The 16,071-nt window shown below is 71.2% G+C and carries 15 protein-coding genes; 12 read left to right on the forward strand and 3 right to left on the reverse strand.

What is annotated here, in order from left to right:
- The first annotated feature begins 8 nt into the window (after positions 1–8).
- From AB0B50_RS20745 to AB0B50_RS20790, 10 genes are all read left to right on the forward strand, one after another.
- Complete coding sequence (locus AB0B50_RS20745) at positions 9–272, forward strand: acyl carrier protein (protein WP_362333568.1); 264 nt, start codon at positions 9–11, stop codon at positions 270–272.
- Between the two features lie 33 nt (positions 273–305).
- Entirely contained in the window at positions 306–1,088 is a 783-nt protein-coding gene (fabG, locus tag AB0B50_RS20750) for a 3-oxoacyl-ACP reductase FabG (protein WP_362333571.1), read from the forward strand.
- A 106-nt stretch (positions 1,089–1,194) separates the two neighbouring features.
- Complete coding sequence (locus AB0B50_RS20755) at positions 1,195–2,145, forward strand: aromatase/cyclase (RefSeq protein ID WP_362333574.1); 951 nt, start codon at positions 1,195–1,197, stop codon at positions 2,143–2,145.
- The gene (locus tag AB0B50_RS20760; RefSeq protein WP_362333576.1) at positions 2,142–3,677 is read left to right on the forward strand and encodes an FAD-dependent monooxygenase; all 1,536 of its coding nucleotides are present in this window, start codon (positions 2,142–2,144) and stop codon (positions 3,675–3,677) included. The genes AB0B50_RS20755 and AB0B50_RS20760 overlap by 4 nt, the downstream gene beginning before the upstream one ends.
- Positions 3,674–4,537 carry a glucose-1-phosphate thymidylyltransferase RfbA gene (rfbA, locus tag AB0B50_RS20765; protein ID WP_362333579.1) on the forward strand — a complete coding sequence of 288 codons (864 nt, stop codon included), beginning with the start codon at positions 3,674–3,676 and terminating at the stop codon, positions 4,535–4,537. Before AB0B50_RS20760 ends, rfbA begins: the two co-directional genes overlap by 4 nt.
- The gene (locus tag AB0B50_RS20770; protein ID WP_362333582.1) at positions 4,534–6,027 is read left to right on the forward strand and encodes an FAD-dependent monooxygenase; all 1,494 of its coding nucleotides are present in this window, start codon (positions 4,534–4,536) and stop codon (positions 6,025–6,027) included. The genes rfbA and AB0B50_RS20770 overlap by 4 nt, the downstream gene beginning before the upstream one ends.
- Positions 6,028–6,142: 115 nt before the next feature.
- Positions 6,143–7,264 carry a DegT/DnrJ/EryC1/StrS family aminotransferase gene (locus tag AB0B50_RS20775; protein WP_362333585.1) on the forward strand — a complete coding sequence of 374 codons (1,122 nt, stop codon included), beginning with the start codon at positions 6,143–6,145 and terminating at the stop codon, positions 7,262–7,264.
- 62 nt (positions 7,265–7,326) lie between these two features.
- Positions 7,327–7,929, forward strand: a complete 603-nt coding sequence (locus tag AB0B50_RS20780; protein WP_362333588.1) for a dTDP-4-dehydrorhamnose 3,5-epimerase family protein — start codon at positions 7,327–7,329, stop codon at positions 7,927–7,929.
- Positions 7,920–8,933 (forward strand): NAD-dependent epimerase/dehydratase family protein, encoded by a 1,014-nt coding sequence (locus AB0B50_RS20785; RefSeq protein WP_362333591.1) that lies wholly within the window; start codon positions 7,920–7,922, stop codon positions 8,931–8,933. The genes AB0B50_RS20780 and AB0B50_RS20785 overlap by 10 nt, the downstream gene beginning before the upstream one ends.
- On the forward strand, positions 8,930–10,321 hold the full coding sequence (locus tag AB0B50_RS20790) for an NDP-hexose 2,3-dehydratase family protein (RefSeq protein ID WP_362333593.1): 1,392 nt from the start codon (positions 8,930–8,932) through the stop codon (positions 10,319–10,321). Before AB0B50_RS20785 ends, AB0B50_RS20790 begins: the two co-directional genes overlap by 4 nt.
- A 135-nt stretch (positions 10,322–10,456) precedes the next feature.
- Here AB0B50_RS20790 and AB0B50_RS20795 read toward each other — a convergent pair whose 3' ends face one another.
- The 3 genes from AB0B50_RS20795 to AB0B50_RS20805 form a co-directional block, all read right to left on the reverse strand.
- Positions 10,457–11,977 (reverse strand): MFS transporter, encoded by a 1,521-nt coding sequence (locus AB0B50_RS20795; protein ID WP_362333595.1) that lies wholly within the window; start codon positions 11,975–11,977, stop codon positions 10,457–10,459.
- Between the two features lie 57 nt (positions 11,978–12,034).
- Entirely contained in the window at positions 12,035–12,673 is a 639-nt protein-coding gene (locus AB0B50_RS20800) for an NAD(P)H-binding protein (RefSeq protein WP_362333597.1), read from the reverse strand.
- A gap of 106 nt (positions 12,674–12,779) precedes the next feature.
- Positions 12,780–13,958, reverse strand: coding sequence for a nucleotide disphospho-sugar-binding domain-containing protein (locus tag AB0B50_RS20805; protein ID WP_362333600.1), 1,179 nt, complete (start codon positions 13,956–13,958; stop codon positions 12,780–12,782).
- A 364-nt stretch (positions 13,959–14,322) separates the two neighbouring features.
- Here AB0B50_RS20805 and AB0B50_RS20810 point away from each other — a divergent pair, with 364 nt between their 5' ends.
- Both AB0B50_RS20810 and AB0B50_RS20815 read left to right on the forward strand, forming a co-directional pair.
- Complete coding sequence (locus AB0B50_RS20810; RefSeq protein ID WP_362333603.1) at positions 14,323–14,811, forward strand: PhzA/PhzB family protein; 489 nt, start codon at positions 14,323–14,325, stop codon at positions 14,809–14,811.
- Positions 14,812–14,862: 51 nt separating this feature from the next.
- Positions 14,863–16,038 carry a 3-deoxy-7-phosphoheptulonate synthase gene (locus AB0B50_RS20815; RefSeq protein ID WP_362333606.1) on the forward strand — a complete coding sequence of 392 codons (1,176 nt, stop codon included), beginning with the start codon at positions 14,863–14,865 and terminating at the stop codon, positions 16,036–16,038.
- Positions 16,039–16,071: the final 33 nt, after the last annotated feature.

Here is a 16,071-nt window from a genome sequence, read left to right on the forward strand (position 1 = left end):
AGGGCGGCATGACCACCGGATTCACCGTGGACGACCTCAAGCGGATCCTCCGGGAAGGCGCGGGTGCCGACGAAGGGGTGGACCTCGACGGAGACATCCTCGACGCGGCCTTCGACGAGCTGGGCTACGACTCCCTGGCGCTGCTGGAGACGAGCGGCCGCATCGAGCGCGAGTACGGCATCACCCTCGACGAGTCGTTGCTCGCCGACGCGCCCACGCCGAGCGCGCTCATCGACGCGGTCAACGCGCACCTCGTCGCTGCCGCCGCCTGACCGGCTACCCCCCGAACGGAAGGAAAAGCAAGCATGTCCCAGCAGCCGCGCACCGCCGTGATCACCGGTGCCACCAGCGGCATCGGCCTCGCCGTCGCCCGCACCCTGGCCGAAGGCGGGCACCGGGTCTTCATCGGCGCCCGCGACGCCGAGAACGTCGCCCGCACGGTGAAGGAACTGACCGAGGAGGGACACGAGGCGGACGGCACCGTCCTCGACGTGTGCGAGGCCGGCAGCGTCAAGGCCTTCGTGCGGGCCGCCGTCGACCGCTTCGGGCCGGTCGACGTGCTGGTCAACAACGCGGGCCGCAGCGGTGGTGGCGCCACCGCCGACCTCACGGACGAGCTGTGGGACGACGTCATCGACACCAACCTCAACAGCGTCTTCCGGATGACCCGCGAGGTGCTCAACGCCGGCGGCATGCGGCACCGCGAGCGCGGCCGGATCATCAACATCGCCTCCACCGCGGGCAAGCAGGGCGTGGTGCTCGGCGCCCCCTACTCGGCGTCCAAGCACGGCGTCGTCGGCTTCACCAAGGCCCTGGGCAACGAGCTCGCGCCGACCGGCATCACCGTCAACGCGGTCTGCCCCGGCTACGTCGAGACCCCGATGGCCCAGCGGGTCCGGCAGGGCTACGCGGCCCACTGGAACACCTCCGAAGCGGCGGTCCTGGAGAAGTTCCAGGCCAAGATCCCGCTCGGCCGCTACACGACGCCCGACGAAGTCGCAGGACTCGTCGGCTATCTGGCCTCCGACACCGCCGCGTCCATCACCGCGCAGGCGCTCAACGTCTGCGGCGGCCTGGGCAACTTCTGACACCGCCGATGACACCGGACCGCCCGAGTCCCCGCAGTCCGGACCCCCCGAATCCCCCAGCCCGAAGAGCCCCGAGTCCCCGCAGCCCTGAAAAGAAGTGAGAGCAATGACAGCGAACGGCCCGCGTGAGGTGGAGCACGAGATCACGGTCGAGGCACCCGCACAGGAGGCCTACCGGCTGATCGCCGACGTGGGGAACTGGCCGCGCCTCTTCCCGCCCACGATCTTCGTCGACCAGGTGGCGACCGGCGCCGACCGGGAGCGCATCCGTATCTGGGCCACCGCGAACGGCAAGGCCAAGACCTGGACTTCGCTGCGCACCCTGGACCCGCGGGCCCTGCGCATCGGATTCCGCCAGGAGGTCTCCGCCCCGCCGGTCGCCTCGATGGGCGGCGCCTGGGTCATCGAGCCGCTGTCCGGGACGACCTCGCGGATCCGGCTCCTGCACCACTACACGGCCGTGGACGACGCTCCGGACGGGCTCGCCTGGATCGACCGGGCCGTCGACACCAACTCCCGGTCGGAGCTGGCAGCCCTGAAGACGAACGTCGAACTCGCCCACAGGGCCCAGGCGGTGACCTTCTCCTTCGAGGACACCGTCACCGTCCACGGCGCGGGCAAGGACGTCTACGACTTCGTCAACGAAGCCCAGCTGTGGCCCGAGCGGCTCCCGCACGTGGCGAGCGTACGGCTCACCGAGGACGAACCGGGCCTGCAGCTGCTGCGGATGGACACCCGCGCCAAGGACGGCTCGACGCACACCACCGAGTCCCACCGGGTCTGCCTGCCGCACCACAGAATCGCGTACAAGCAGGTCACGCTGCCCGCCCTGATGTCCCTGCACACCGGGTACTGGACCTTCGAAGAGACCCGGGACGGGACCGCCGCCTCCTCCCAGCACACCGTCGTCCTCAACACGGAGAACATCGAGAAGGTCCTCGGCCCCGGCGCCACCGCCCAGGACGCCCGCGGCTACGTCCAGGAGGCGCTGAGCACCAACAGCCGCGCCACCCTGGGCCACGCCAAGGCGTACGCCGAAGGAAGGCGCCGACCGTGAGCGCCCACAGCGCCCAGGTCCTGGTCGTCGGCGGCGGCCCCGTCGGGCTGATGCTCGCGGGCGAACTGCGCCTGGGCGGAGCCGACGTGGTCGTCATCGAGCGGCACCGGACGCCGACCACCGAGTCCCGGGCCTCCACCCTGCACGCCCGGACCATGGAGATACTCGACTGCCGCGGCCTGTGCGGGATGCTCGGCACCGTGCCGCGCGAGCCGCGCGGACACTTCGGCGGCATCCCCTTGGACCTGACACTGCCGAGCCCCGTTCCCGGGCAGTGGAAGGTCCCGCAGACCACCACCGCGGAACTCCTTGAACGGTGGGCGCTCTCGCTGGGCGCCGACATCCGCCGCGGCCACGACCTGCGCGCCCTGACCGTGACGGAGGACCACGTCGAGGCCGAGGCGATGGGGCCCGGCGGTGCCCCGGTCACGGTGCGGGCCGAGTACGCCGTGGCCTGCGACGGCGAGGACAGCACCGTGCGGCGCCTGACCGGAGCCGCGTTCCCCGGGCACGACGCGCGGCGAAGGCTGCTGCGCGCCGACATCGCCGGCATCGACATCGCGCCCCGCCGCTTCGAGCGCCTCGCGGACGGCTTCGCGGTCGCCGCGCGGCGACCCGACGGGGTGACCCGCGTCATGGTCCACGAGTTCGGATCCCGCTTTCAACTCGGCAGTGGGGAACCGGAGTTCGATGATGTGGTCGAGGCGTGGAAGCGGGTCACCGGCGAGGACCTCAGCCATGGCACCCCGCTGTGGATCGACGCGTTCGGCGACGCCGGACGCCAGCTGGCCCACTACCGCGACGGGCGGCTGCTGTACGCGGGCGACGCGGCGCACCAGCAGATGCCGATCGGCGGCCAGGCCCTCAACCTCGGCCTGCAGGATGCGGTCAACCTCGGCTGGAAGCTCGCCGCGACCGTACGGGGCGGGGCCCCGGCGGGGCTGCTCGACAGCTACCACGCCGAGCGGCACGCCGTCGGCAGCCGGGTCCTCGCCAACATCGAGACCCAGGCCGGGCTGCTGCTCGGTACGCACAGCGAGGCGACGCCCCATCGGACGATGCTGAGTGAGCTGATCGTGCTGGAGGACGTGCGCGCCCACCTGGCCGGGATGATCTCCGGGCTCGATGTGCGGTACGAGATGCCGGGCGCCCCTGCGCACGAGTTGCTCGGCGCGCGGATGCCGTGGGCCCGACTGGCCGTGGACAAGGGTGAGTCGAGCACCTTCGAGCTGCTGCGCGCGGGGCGAGGCGTCCTCCTCGGGCTCGATCTCGGCGTCGATCTCGGTCCCGGTCCCGGCGGACAGGACCTGGCCGCGATCGCGGCGCCCTGGGCGGACCGCGTCGAGGTGATGTCCGGCGCACTCGTCGGCGTACCGGAGGAGCGAGGGCAACTGGGCGGGGCGAGGGCCCTGCTCGTGCGCCCCGACGGACACGTGGCGTGGGCCGCCCGGGAAGGCGCCGCCGGGCTCACGGACGCGCTGAGCACCTGGTTCGGGAAGCCCTTAACGACATCAGGAGAGGCGGGAGCGTGAAAGGCATCATCCTGGCCGGAGGCCACGGCACACGGCTGCACCCCATCACCCTCGGGGTCTCCAAGCAGCTGCTGCCGGTCTACGACAAACCCATGATCTATTACCCGCTGTCGGTCCTGATGCTCGCCGGGATCACCGACATCCAGATCATCGCCGCACCCGGCGACGTCTTCGGTTTCCAGCGGCTCCTCGGCGACGGCTCCACGCTCGGCCTGACGCTCAGCTATGCCGAACAGGACGAACCGCGCGGTCTGGCCGACGCCTTCGTCATCGGCGCCGAGCACATCGGGGACGACAGCGTGGCCCTGGTGCTCGGCGACAACATCTTCCACGGGCCCGGCTTCGGAGAGCTCCTGCGGACCAGCGCCGCGCACGTCGAGGGCTGCGTGCTGTTCGGCTACCGGGTGCGTGACCCCGAGCGGTACGGCGTCGGTGAACTCGACGAGCGGGGGCGGCTTGTCTCCCTGGAGGAGAAGCCCGAGAAGCCCCGCTCCAACCTCGCTGTCACCGGCCTGTACTTCTACGACAACGACGTGGTCGACATCGCCCGCGGCCTGCGCCCCTCCGAGCGCGGCGAGTTGGAGATCACGGACATCAACCGCGTCTACCTGGAGCGCGAGCGGGTCGACTTCGTGGAGCTGGGGCGCGGCTTCGTCTGGCTGGACACCGGCACGCACAACGCCCTGACCGAGGCCGGGCAGTACGTGCAGATCCTGGAGCACCGCCAGGGCGTGCGCATCGGCTGCGTCGAGGAGATCGCCTGGCGCATGGGCTACATCGACAAGGACGCCTGCTACCGGCTCGGCCGGCGCCTGTCCAAGTCCCCCTACGGGCAGTACGTCATGGAAGTCGCGTCATGAGAAGCAGTCACGCGGTCATGGAGAGGGCGGACGTCGTCGTCATCGGCGCGGGCCCCACCGGCCTGATGCTCGCGGGCGAACTGCGCCTGGGTGGCGCGGACGTCATCGTTCTGGAGCGGCTCACCGAGCCCACCGGGCAGTCCCGAGGCCTTGGTTTCACCGCGCGGACCATGGAGGTGTTCGATCAGCGCGGCATCCTGAAGGGCTTCGGGCCCGGCCTCGAGACCAGCCCGCAAGGGCACTTCGGCGGCCTTCTCTTCGACTACTCCGTGCTGGAGGACGCCCACTTCGGGGTACGCGGCGTTCCGCAGTGCCGCACGGAGGAAGTGCTGGAGGAGTGGGCCGGCGCACTCGGCGCGGACGTCCGGCGCGGCTGGGAACTGACCGGTCTCGCCGACCGGGGCGACCGGGCCGAGGTCACCGCCCGTACCCAGGACGGCGAACGGCGGCTGTGCGCCGCGTACGTGGTGGGCTGCGACGGTGGCCAGAGCACGGTGCGTGCGGCCGCAGGGTTCAGCTTTCCCGGTACCGAGGCCCGGCGCGAGATGTATCTGGCCGACGTCGTGGGGTGCTCGATACGCCCTCGCCACCTCGGCGAGCGGCTGCCCGGCGGCATGGTCATGGCCGCACCGCTCGGCGAGGGCGTGGACCGCGTCATCGTCTGCCCCGACGGCACGCCCGCGAGTGACCGCTCCCGTCCGCCCCGCTTCACCGACGTGGCCGCGGCCTGGCTCGCGATCACGGGTGAGGACATCAGCGGCGGGAGCGCGCACTGGGTCAGCTCGTTCACGGACGCCACCCGGCAGATCACCGAGTACCGGCGAGGCCGGGTCCTGCTGGCCGGAGACGCGGCGCACATCCATCTGCCCGCCGGGGGCCAAGGGCTCAGCACCGGCGTGCAGGACGCCGCCAACCTGGGCTGGAAGCTGGCCGCCACCGTCCAGGAACGGGCCCCCGAAGGGCTGCTCGACACCTACCACGACGAGCGGCATCGGGTCGGCGCCCGGCTCCTGATGAACACACGGACCCAGGGGACGCTGTACATCGGCGGCCCGGAGACCGACTCGCTCAGGGCGCTGTTCGGTGAGCTCATCGCGTACACGGACGTACGCCGTCATCTCGCGGGCGCGGTCAGCGGGTTGGACATCCGCTATGACGTCGGGGGAGGGGAACACCCGTTGCTCGGGCGGCGGTTGCCGCCCCGCCGTCTGAGGACCGCCGCGGGCTCCGTCACCACGGCGAGCCTGCTGCACTCCGCCCAGGGCGTGCTGCTCGACCTCGGTGACGACGCCGGGGCGCGCGCGACGGCCGCCGGGTGGAAGGACCGCGTGATCGCGGTGTCCTGCGCCCTCGCCGACGCCGACGCGGACCTCGGCGGCAGCAGGGCCCTGCTCGTGCGGCCCGACGGCCACATCGTGTGGGCCGCCGAGGACGGCACGCCCCTGGAAGACGCCCTGCACCGCTGGTTCGGCGCGCCCTCGGCTCTCTGAACGCGGCCCCGCGTCAGGTCCAACCTCGCATCCACACAAGCCCGTTGCCGCATCGGACCCACTCGCGCCGGCCACAGACAGCGGAACACACGAACAGCGGAACAGAGGAGTACCCATGTCCATCAGCGTCTGGGACTACCTGCCGGAGTACGAGAAGGAGAAGGACGACCTTCTCGACGCCGTGGAGAAGGTCTTCAGCTCCGGCCGACTCGTGCTCGGCGAGAGCGTCGAGGGATTCGAGGAGGAGTTCGCGCGGTACCACGGCACAGCCCACTGCACCGGCGTCGACAACGGCACCAACGCGCTCGAGCTGGCCCTGGAGGCGCTGGGCGTCGGGCCCGGGGACGAGGTCATCACGGTCTCCAACACCGCCGCGCCCACCGTCGTCGCCATCGACGGGACCGGCGCGACCCCGGTCTTCGTCGACGTACGCGAAGAGGACTTCCTCATCGACCCCGATCTGGTCGAGGCTGCCGTCACGCCCCGCACCAAGGTCATCCTGCCGGTCCATCTGTACGGCCAGTGCGCCGACATGGCCCCGCTGGAGGCGATCGCCGCGCGGCACGGACTGAAGATCGTGGAGGACTGCGCGCAGGCCCACGGCGCCCGCCAGCAGGGACGGTTGGCCGGGACCAGGGGAGCCGCCGCCGCGTTCTCCTTCTACCCGACCAAGGTGCTCGGAGCGTACGGCGACGGCGGCGCGGTCCTCACCGACGACGAGGAGACCGACCGCGACCTGCGGCGGCTGCGCTACTACGGCATGGAGGAGACCTACCACGTCGTCAGGACACCGGGCCACAACTCCCGTCTGGACGAGGTGCAGGCCGAGATCCTGCGCCGCAAGCTGACCCGCCTCGACGCCTATATCGAGGGCCGGCGCGCCGTCGCCCGCCGCTACGAGGAGGGGCTCGGCGACCTCACGGCGACCGGCGGGCTCCAACTGCCCGTCACCAACGAGGGCAACACCCACGTCTACTACGTCTACGTCGTCCGCCACCCGAAGCGGGACCAGATCCTCGAAGCCCTCAAGGCGTACGGCATCCACCTCAACATCAGCTACCCGTGGCCGGTGCACCGGCAGTCCGGCTTCGCGCACCTGGGCTACGGCGAGGGCTCGCTCCCCGTCACCGAGAAGCTGGCGCGCGAGATCTTCTCGCTGCCGATGTACCCCTCGCTGCCCGAGACCGTCCAGGAGAAGACCGTCAGCGCGCTGCGCGAGGTGCTGGCCGCGCTGTGAGCGCCGCCTGCCGATATTGACCACCGAGCCGACACCGACCACCGACAGAAGGAGTGAGTACTGTGCAGGTGCGCAAGCTGGGCATCGAGGGTGCCTTCGAGTTCACGCCCCCCGTCCACAGGGACGACCGCGGCACGTTCTCGTCCCCGTACCAGGACAGCCCGTTCACCGAGTCCAAGGGCGCGTCGCTCTTCCCGGTGCGCGACATCAGCCACAACGTCTCCGCGCGCGGCGTGCTGCGCGGCATCCACTACACGACGACGCCACCGGGCCGCGCCAAGTACGTGTGCGCTCCCCACGGCGAGGTGCGGGACTTCCTGATCGACCTGCGGCTCGGCTCGCCCACCTTCGGGCGGTGGGAGACGACCGTGCTCAGCGGCGACACCTGCAACGCGGTGTACATCCCGGTCGGCGTCGGGCACGCCTTCCTCTCCCTCCAGGACGGCTCGATCGTCCAGTACGTGATGTCGGAGGGGTACGTTCCCGAGCACGAGCTCGTGGTCTCGGCCTTCGATCCGGAGGTCGGCCTGCCCATTCCCGAGGGCTACCCGATCGTCCTCTCGGCGCGGGATCGCACGGCGCCCACGCTGGGCGAGGCCAGAGCCCGAGGGCTGCTGCCCGAGTACGAGATGGCCAAGAAGGTGGAGGCAGCGCTGTGGGAGTAGGAACTTCGGGCGCCCGCCACCCCCTGATCGCCCTCCTCGGGGCCACCGGATTCGTGGGCTCCGCCGTCCTGCGCGAGCTGGCCGGACGCGATGTGCGAATCCGGGCCGTCGCGCGACATCGCGCGGCCGTCCCCGCCGGGGCTCGCGCCGCCATCGAGGTCATGGAGGCGGACCTGACCGAGCCGGGCGCGTCCGCGGCGGCCGTCGAGGGCGCCGACGTGATCGTCCACGCGGTCCTGTACAGCGCCGCCACGTCCACCTGGCGGGTGGAGCACGGCGACACGGCCGCCGAGCGCGTGAACGTCGGCCTGGTCCGCGACCTCGTGACGGCGCTGGAACAACGCGGCGGCCCCCTCCGCACGGTGGTCTTCGCCGGGGCCGCCTCCCAGGTCGGTCCTTGCGGCAAGGACGTGCTCGACGGGTCCGAGACCGATGCGCCGAGGGGGGAGTACGACCGGCAGAAACTCGCGGCGGAACGGCTGTTGCTCGACGCCGACCGCCGGGGGGTGCTGCACGGCGTGTCCCTGCGGCTGCCCACGGTCTTCGGCCCCGGACACGGATCGGCCGCGCGGGACCGGGGCGTCGTCTCCGCCATGGCGCGCAGGGCGCTGGCCGGGGAGCCCATCACGATGTGGCACGACGGCACGATCAGGCGTGACCTGCTGTACGTCGACGACCTCGCTCGGGCCGTGGTGGCGGCCATCGACCACGCCGAGGCGCTCGCCGGGCGCCACTGGCTGCTCGGCACCGGCGCGCGCACGCCCCTCGGGCCCGTCTTCGAGCAAGTGGCGGATCTGGTGGGCGAGCGCACCGGCAAGGAGCGGGTAGCGGTCTGCTGCGTGGCGCCGCCGGACCATGCCGAGGCCGGGGACTTCACGAGTGTGACCATCGACTCCACGGCGTTCCGTTCCGTCACCGGCTGGGCTCCTCAGGTGCCGCTCGTCGCGTCACTGCGCCGCACGGTGGACGCCCTGGCGGCCGAGACCGACAGGGGCAGGCGATGAGTACGGCTGCCCCGGCGCTGCTGCGCCCGCGCGCGGCCCCGGCCCTGCCGGCCCGCCTCGCCAGGTCGGCCGCGGTGACCGGGGCCGGACACCACATGCGTACGGACGAGGTCGTGGGGTGGCTCGCGCGGCGCACGCGCGCCCACCGCTTCCGGGTGGAGAGGGTGCCGATCACCGAGCTGGACGGGTGGTCCTTCACGCCCGGTACGGGAGATCTCGTGCACCGCAGCGGCAGGTTCTTCTCCGTGGCCGGGGTATGGGTCGATGTCCCGGGCGGGCCGACCGGACGGTGGCGGCAGCCGATCGTCCACCAGCCCGAGGTGGGCGTACTCGGCGTCCTGGCCAAGGAGTTCGACGGCGTCCTGCATTTCCTGACGCAGGCGAAGATGGAGCCGGGCAACCCGAACCTGATCCAGCTCTCGCCGACCGTCCAGGCCACGCGCTCCAACTACCTCCGCGTCCACCGGGGCGCGGAGGTGAGGTACCTGAGCCACTTCATGCGGCCCGAGCGGATCCTCACGGATTCGCTGCAGTCCGAGCACGGCTCCTGGTTCTTCCGCAAGGCCAATCGGAACATGCTGGTGGGGACGGTCGAGGACGAGGTCCTCCTGGCGGACGACTTCTGCTGGCTGACGCTGGGCCAGATCGGCGAGCTGCTGCGGCTCGACCATGTCGTCAACATGGACGCGCGGACCGTGGTCGCGTGCTTCCCCATGGCGGTCCCGGAGGCGGGCGCGCTGCACTCCGACGTGGAACTGCTCTCCTGGCTGACGGGTGAGCGAGCCCGCCACGACGTCGATGTCGCCGCCATCGGCCGGGCGGGCGTGGACGGTTGGGAGCACGACACCAAGACGCTCGGCCGCCCCTACGGCCGCTACTTCCGCATCACGGGAGTAGCCGTCGAGGCGGGCAGCCGCGAGGTGACGGGCTGGTCCCAGCCGCTCCTGGAACCGAGCGGCACGGGCATCGCGGCTTTCCTGTACCGGCACATCGGCGGGGTCCCACACGTCCTGGCACACGCGAAGGTGGAGGCCGGACACCTGAACACCGTGGAACTCGCACCGACGGTCCAGGCGACGCCCGGCAACTGGGAACACCTGCCCATCGAGAGCCGACCGCCGTTCCTGGACTCGGTGCTGACGGCGGCGGAGCGGGGCCTTGTCCGGTACGAGGCGACGCACTCGGAGGAGGGCGGAAGGTTCCTCGACGCGGACATCCGCTACATGTTCGTGCCGACCGACGAGGAAACGGCCCCGCTCACACCGCGCGCCGGCTACCAGTGGCTTACGGTCGGCCAGCTCAACTCACTGACGGCACACGGACATTACGTGAACGTCCAGGCTCGGACACTGCTGGCGTGCCTCAACTCCGGGGCTGTGCGGCTGTGACCGGCTCTGCTTGAGCTGTGCTTCGTCTCCAGGAGGACCGTCAACGTTGAGCGAAGGCGGTCCCTGGGGCGACATGCTCGATTCGAAGCGGCGTCGCAACGCGGTCAGCGACTCACCTGCACGGCCACACGCTGCTCACACAGGAATTGCGTGCGAGCCGTTCGGGTCGACGTCGACCCTTCCGCGCCGGTAGACCACGGAGCAGATGATCGCCCCCGCCGCGAACAGCGCCGCCGACCACCAGTAGGCCGCCGCGTAACCCCGCAGAGCGGCCTCCGCCACCGTCGCCTCCGATCCTCCGTGGCGGGCGATGTGCTGCGATGTGGCGTCCGTGGAGACGGTGTTCAGGAGTGCCACGCTGACCGAACCGCCCACCTGGATCGTGGTGTTGACGGCTGCGGACGCCGCCCCGGAGTCCTCGGCTGCCACGCCGAACGTGGCCAGGTTGATCGCCGGGGCCATCGCGCCGCCCAGGCCCGCTCCGACGACGACCAGGGCAGGCAGCACCCCGGTGACGTAGTCGCTGTCGAGGTCGAGGGCCGTGAGCCGGGCGAGCCCCGCCGCGGTCAGGAGCAGCCCCGTGGGGACGACCGGGCGTGGTCCCACCTTCGGGACGAGTCCGGCGGCGATCACCGGGGCGATGCCCATCGCCCCGATCATCGGCAGGAACGCGAGCCCGGTCCGCAACGCCGAGTACCCGAGGCTGAGTTGGAGGTAGTACGTCAGGAACAGGAAGATTCCCATGAGGCCGCAGCCGATGACGAGGATGCCCAGGAACGACGCGCCCCGGTTGCGGTCGAGGACGACGGGCAGCGGCAGCAGCGGGTTGGCGGCTTTGGTCTGCCACCAGACGAAGACGGCGAGCAGCAGCAACCCCGCGACGAGCAGGCCCCACGCCGACGGGGCGGCCCAGCCGTCGGTTTCCGCGTTCGCCGAGCCGAAGACGAGGGCGAACAGACCGATGGACACCACGACGGTGCCGGGCAGGTCGAGCCGCGGCCGCCGGGCCGTGCGCAGGGGGCGGCTCAGGACCGCGAGCCCGCCGAGGAAGGCACCGAGGGCGAAGAGCAGGTTCACGTACAGGCAGTAGCGCCAGTTCAAGTACTGGGTGAGGACGCCGCCGAGCAACAGGCCGATCGCCCCGCCGGCGCCCGCGATGACACCGAACACGCTGAAGGCCTTGGCCCGTTCGCCGGGGTCGGTGAACGTCGTGGTCAGGAGCGACAGGGCGGCGGGGGCAAGGAGAGCACCGCACACGCCCTGACCGGCGCGGGCGGCCACCAGCATCTCGAAGCTGGTGGCCGCTCCGCCGGCCGCGGACGCCACGGCGAAGCCGGCCAGGCCGATCAGGAACGCCTGCCTGCGGCCGAACAGGTCGGCCAGGCGCCCGCCGAGCAGCAGCAGGCTGCCGAAGGGCAGGGCGTAGGAGGTGAGGATCCACTGCCGGTCGCCGTCGGTGAAGTGCAGCGACTCCTGGGCGGACGGCAGGGCGATGTTCACGATGGTCGCGTCCAGGACGACCATCAACTGGGCCAGGCCGATGACGACCAGCGCCCACCAGCGGCGCGCGTGTGCCGCACCGTGCGGGGCCGCCGGTCCTTGAGGTAATGCCTCGGTGGGCGCCGGGGATACGTCGGGTACTTGGGGACGGGGCACAGTCTCTTCTCCAGGGGCGGTCCGTGCGTCGCGACGCTGCGACGCTGCGGTGGTGGCCTAGGCGCCGGTCACTCCGATGGCATGGCGGACGGAGACCGGGTCGTCCAGGACGTCCAGCAGGGCCTGGGCCAAATCGGCCCGCGGGAGGCTGGAGCCGGCGACATTGGCGTCGAGCGCGCTGCGGTAGCTGCCGCTGCCCGGCTTGTCGACCAGGTAGGGCGGGCGCAGGACGGTCCACTCCGCCTCACTGGCGGAGAGGAGCTGCTCCATCTCCTCCAGATCCGCGTACGTGTTCTTGTAGATGGCCCGGATGATCGGTGTGACGGTGGTGCGGAACCAGAAGGGTTCGCCCGCCCCGGACCGCAGCACCGGCTGGGCGCTGACGGCCACGATGCGGCGCGCCGCGGCCTTCTCCATCGCCGTGAGGACGGAGCGGATGCCGCGCGCACAGACGCGGCTGGTGTCCTTGCGTCCCGCAGGGCCGAGTGCGGAGATGACGGCGTCGGTTCCGTCGAGCACGGGGACCAGGGCCTCCGGCGCGAACAGGTCGGCCTGGTGGACCGTCAGGTTCTCGTGCACCGTGGTGAGTTTGCCGGGTGTGCGGACGACGGCGCGGATGTGGTGACCGCGGGCGAGGGCCTGCTCGACGACGAGACGGCCGGTGCCGCCGGTGGCTCCGAAGACGGTGAGGTGCATGGAAGTCCCTGTCGGTGAGGTGAGGTGTGGCGAGATGAGGTGTGGCGAGGTGAGATGAGGTGGCGGTGTCTGGGGAGCCGTGGGGTGGGGCCGGAAAGCAGGTTGGCTACGCGCGTCGCGCCGCCGCCGGCCCCGCGAGCCGAGCGACGGCGTCGAGCGGGTCCGGCATCGCGGCCAACTCGGCGGCGACGTCCTGGCTCGCCGCGCGGAAGCCCGGCTCCTGGACGACCCTGCGGACGGCCTCACCGACGGTGGCCGCGGTGGCCTGGGCCGGGTCGAGCCGCAGGCCCGCGCCGCGTTCGCTGATGACCTGCGCGTTGGTGAGGGCGTCACCCTTGGTGGTGGGGACAGCCACTTGAGGGACGCCCGCGGTGAACGCGGCGAACATCGTGCTCATGCCGCCGTGGTGGACGACCGCCGCGCACGTCGGCAGCACGGCGCTCAGCGGCAGGAACTCGTCCAGCAGCCGCACCCGTTCGGACCCCTCGCCGAGCTTCTCCCGCAGGGTGGAGCCGCCCGAGGTCACCACGACCTCGGCGTCGATCTGCTCGGCGCCCTTGATGATCTCGCGGAGCAGGTCGACCTGGGTGTCGTTGTGGGCGGGCACCGAGCCCAGTGTGACCAGGATGCGCGGACGGTCCTGTGCCTTGAGGGCCCACTGCGGGACGCGGCCGCCGCCGGTGTACGTGGCCGGGCGCACCGTCACCACCTCGTGCGGCACCGCGGCCTTGGGAGCGGTGGGGTTGATCGCCTCCAGGGACGCCGGGCCCAGGCTCACCTCGGCGTCCGGGTGGCGAGGCAGTTCGGTGACGCCCGCCTCGGCGACGACTCGCGGCACCTCGTCCGTGCCGAGCGGGAACAACGGGTGGCGCAGACCGATCCCGTGCACCACTGCGAGGGCTCCGGCGGCGCGCGCCGCGAGCAGGCCGACGGGCAGCATCGGCGGGTAGAGCACGGCGTCGGCTCCCCAGTCGCGGGCGATCCGCACCAGGCCCGGCAGCATCAGGTCACCGATCTCCCCGAAGGCGCCGAAGACCTGCCGCATCACGTACTCCGCCGACAGCTCCTCGCCGATCGCGGTGGCGGCGAGGCGCACGTAGGGCGCGGTGACGTCCTGGCCCGGCGCGGGGTCCACAGCCGCCAGGCCCGCGTCGGCCGCGGCGTTCAGAGCCGGGCCGCTCGCGGCGAACAGCACCTCGTGTCCGGCGAGCCGGGCGGCGTGCGCCAGCGGAACGAGCGCGACCGTGTGGGAGAAGCCGGGAGTCGTCGTGAAGAGAAAACGCATGATGACCGGCGAGCCTTTCGTCTGGCGATCGGGGCAGTGCGATGAGCAGAGCGAGGGGTAGCGCGAAGAAACAGTGCGAGGGGTAGGGCGAAGAGCGGCGCGAGGGGCAGTGCGAAGAGCCGGTGGCAGCGCGCCCGCTGGAGCGAATTCTCTGCTCCACGACGACGTACTTCCGCTGTCCGCACGCGATTTGTCGCCGAGTTGACATCGCTCTGACGTAGCAGGATTTCGCCTGCCGGATCTTGGCAGTGCGTGACGCTGTCTGACCCTGATCTGAACCGGTATTTCTTGTACGGAACTCGGTGCGGTGACAACACTTGGGCTCGTTGAATCCCTTTCCCACCGAAGAATGTGGAGGACCGGCATGCCCGAATCCGCTGCGCACCAGGGCTTCACCGAGGACGTGAGCCTGCGTGAGCTCAACCGCCGGACGGTGGAGACCTATATGGCCGCCCTGGGGGAGGCCCGGCTCACGCGTCATCTGCTGTTCACCGAGGACGGCGTGGGCGGCCTGTGGACCAACGACACCGGCGCGCCGATCGCCATCACGGGCCGCGACCGCCTGGGAGAGCACGCGGTGTGGTCCCTGAAGACCTTTCCCGACTGGGAGTGGTACAACGTCGAGATCTTCGAGACCCAGGATCCGAATCGTTTCTGGGTCGAGTGCGACGGGCGCGGAAAGATTCGATTCGCGGATTACCCCGAAGGTTATTACGAGAACCACTTCCTGCACTCCTTCGAGTTGGCGAACGGAAAGATAAAGCTCCAGCGGGAGTTCATGAATCCCTTCGAGCAGCTGCGCGCCATCGGCATTTCCGTTCCCGAGATCAAACGGGCAGGCATACCCACCTGACGGGCGGCCGGTCATCAACCGGCCGCCCCCGAGGCCCCATTGGAGAATCCTGTGGACGAAGTCCTGCGCGACATACGGATCCGCGAGGCGCTGCAGCAGCCCGAGTGGACCGACAAGCCGCAGGTGGAACGGGTGGGAGAGGCACTGGCCGCCCGGCCGCCGCTCGTCAGGGCCGTGGACCTGCGGCACCTGCGCTCCTTGCTGGCCCGTGTGGTCAGCGGCGAGGCCATGGTCGTCCAGGCCGGGGACTGCGCCGAGGACCCCGCCGAGAGCACCCACGCCGATGCCGAACGCAAGGCCGCGGTCCTCGATCTGCTCGCGGGCACGCTGCGGATGACGGCGCACAAGCCCGTCATCCGCGTCGGCCGCATCGCCGGCCAGTTCGCCAAGCCCCGGTCCCGCTCCACCGAGACCGTGGCCGGCACCGAACTGCCCGTCTTCCGCGGGCACATGGTGAACGGCCCCGAGCCCGACCCCGAGACCCGCCGCCCCGACCCGCTGCGCATCCTCACCGGCTTCATGGCGGCGGGCGACCTCATGGAACACCTCGGCTGGCGCAGCCGTGCCGCAGGGGTCGACCCCATCGGCCCCCTGGTGTGGACGAGCCACGAGGCGCTCCTGCTCGACTACGAGATCCCGATGCTCCGCACCGATGAGCGCGGCGAGCTCTTCCTCGGCTCCACCCACTGGCCCTGGATCGGCGAGCGCACCCGCAGGCCCGACGGCGCGCACGTCGCGCTGCTCGCCGAGGTGAACAACCCGGTCGGCTGCAAGATCGGTCCGGGCACGGAGCCCGGCGAACTGCTCGACCTGTGCGCGCGGCTCGACCCGGACCGCGTGCCCGGCCGCCTCACGCTGATCGCGCGCATGGGCGCCGACCTGGTCACCGAGCGGCTGCCGCGCCTGGTGAAGGCCGTGCGCGCGGCGGGCCACCCCGTCATCTGGCTCACCGACCCCATGCACGGCAACACCGTCGTCGCCCCCGACGGCAACAAGACCCGGCAGGTGGAGACCGTCGTACGCGAGGTGGTCGGTTTCCAGGAGGCCGTCACCGGCTCCGGCGGCGTGTGCGGAGGGCTGCACCTGGAGACCACCCCCGACGACGTCACCGAGTGCGTCACGGACGACTCCGACCTGGGCCGCGTCGGCGACAAGTACCTCACCTTCTGCGATCCGCGGCTCAACCCGCGCCAGGCCGTCTCGGTCGTCTCCGCCTGGAGCACCTGACCGCGCGGCCCCGGCCCGTACGACTACTCAGAA

It is taken from the genome of Streptomyces sp. NPDC041068 (genome assembly GCF_040647455.1).
Lineage (GTDB): Bacteria > Actinomycetota > Actinomycetes > Streptomycetales > Streptomycetaceae > Streptomyces.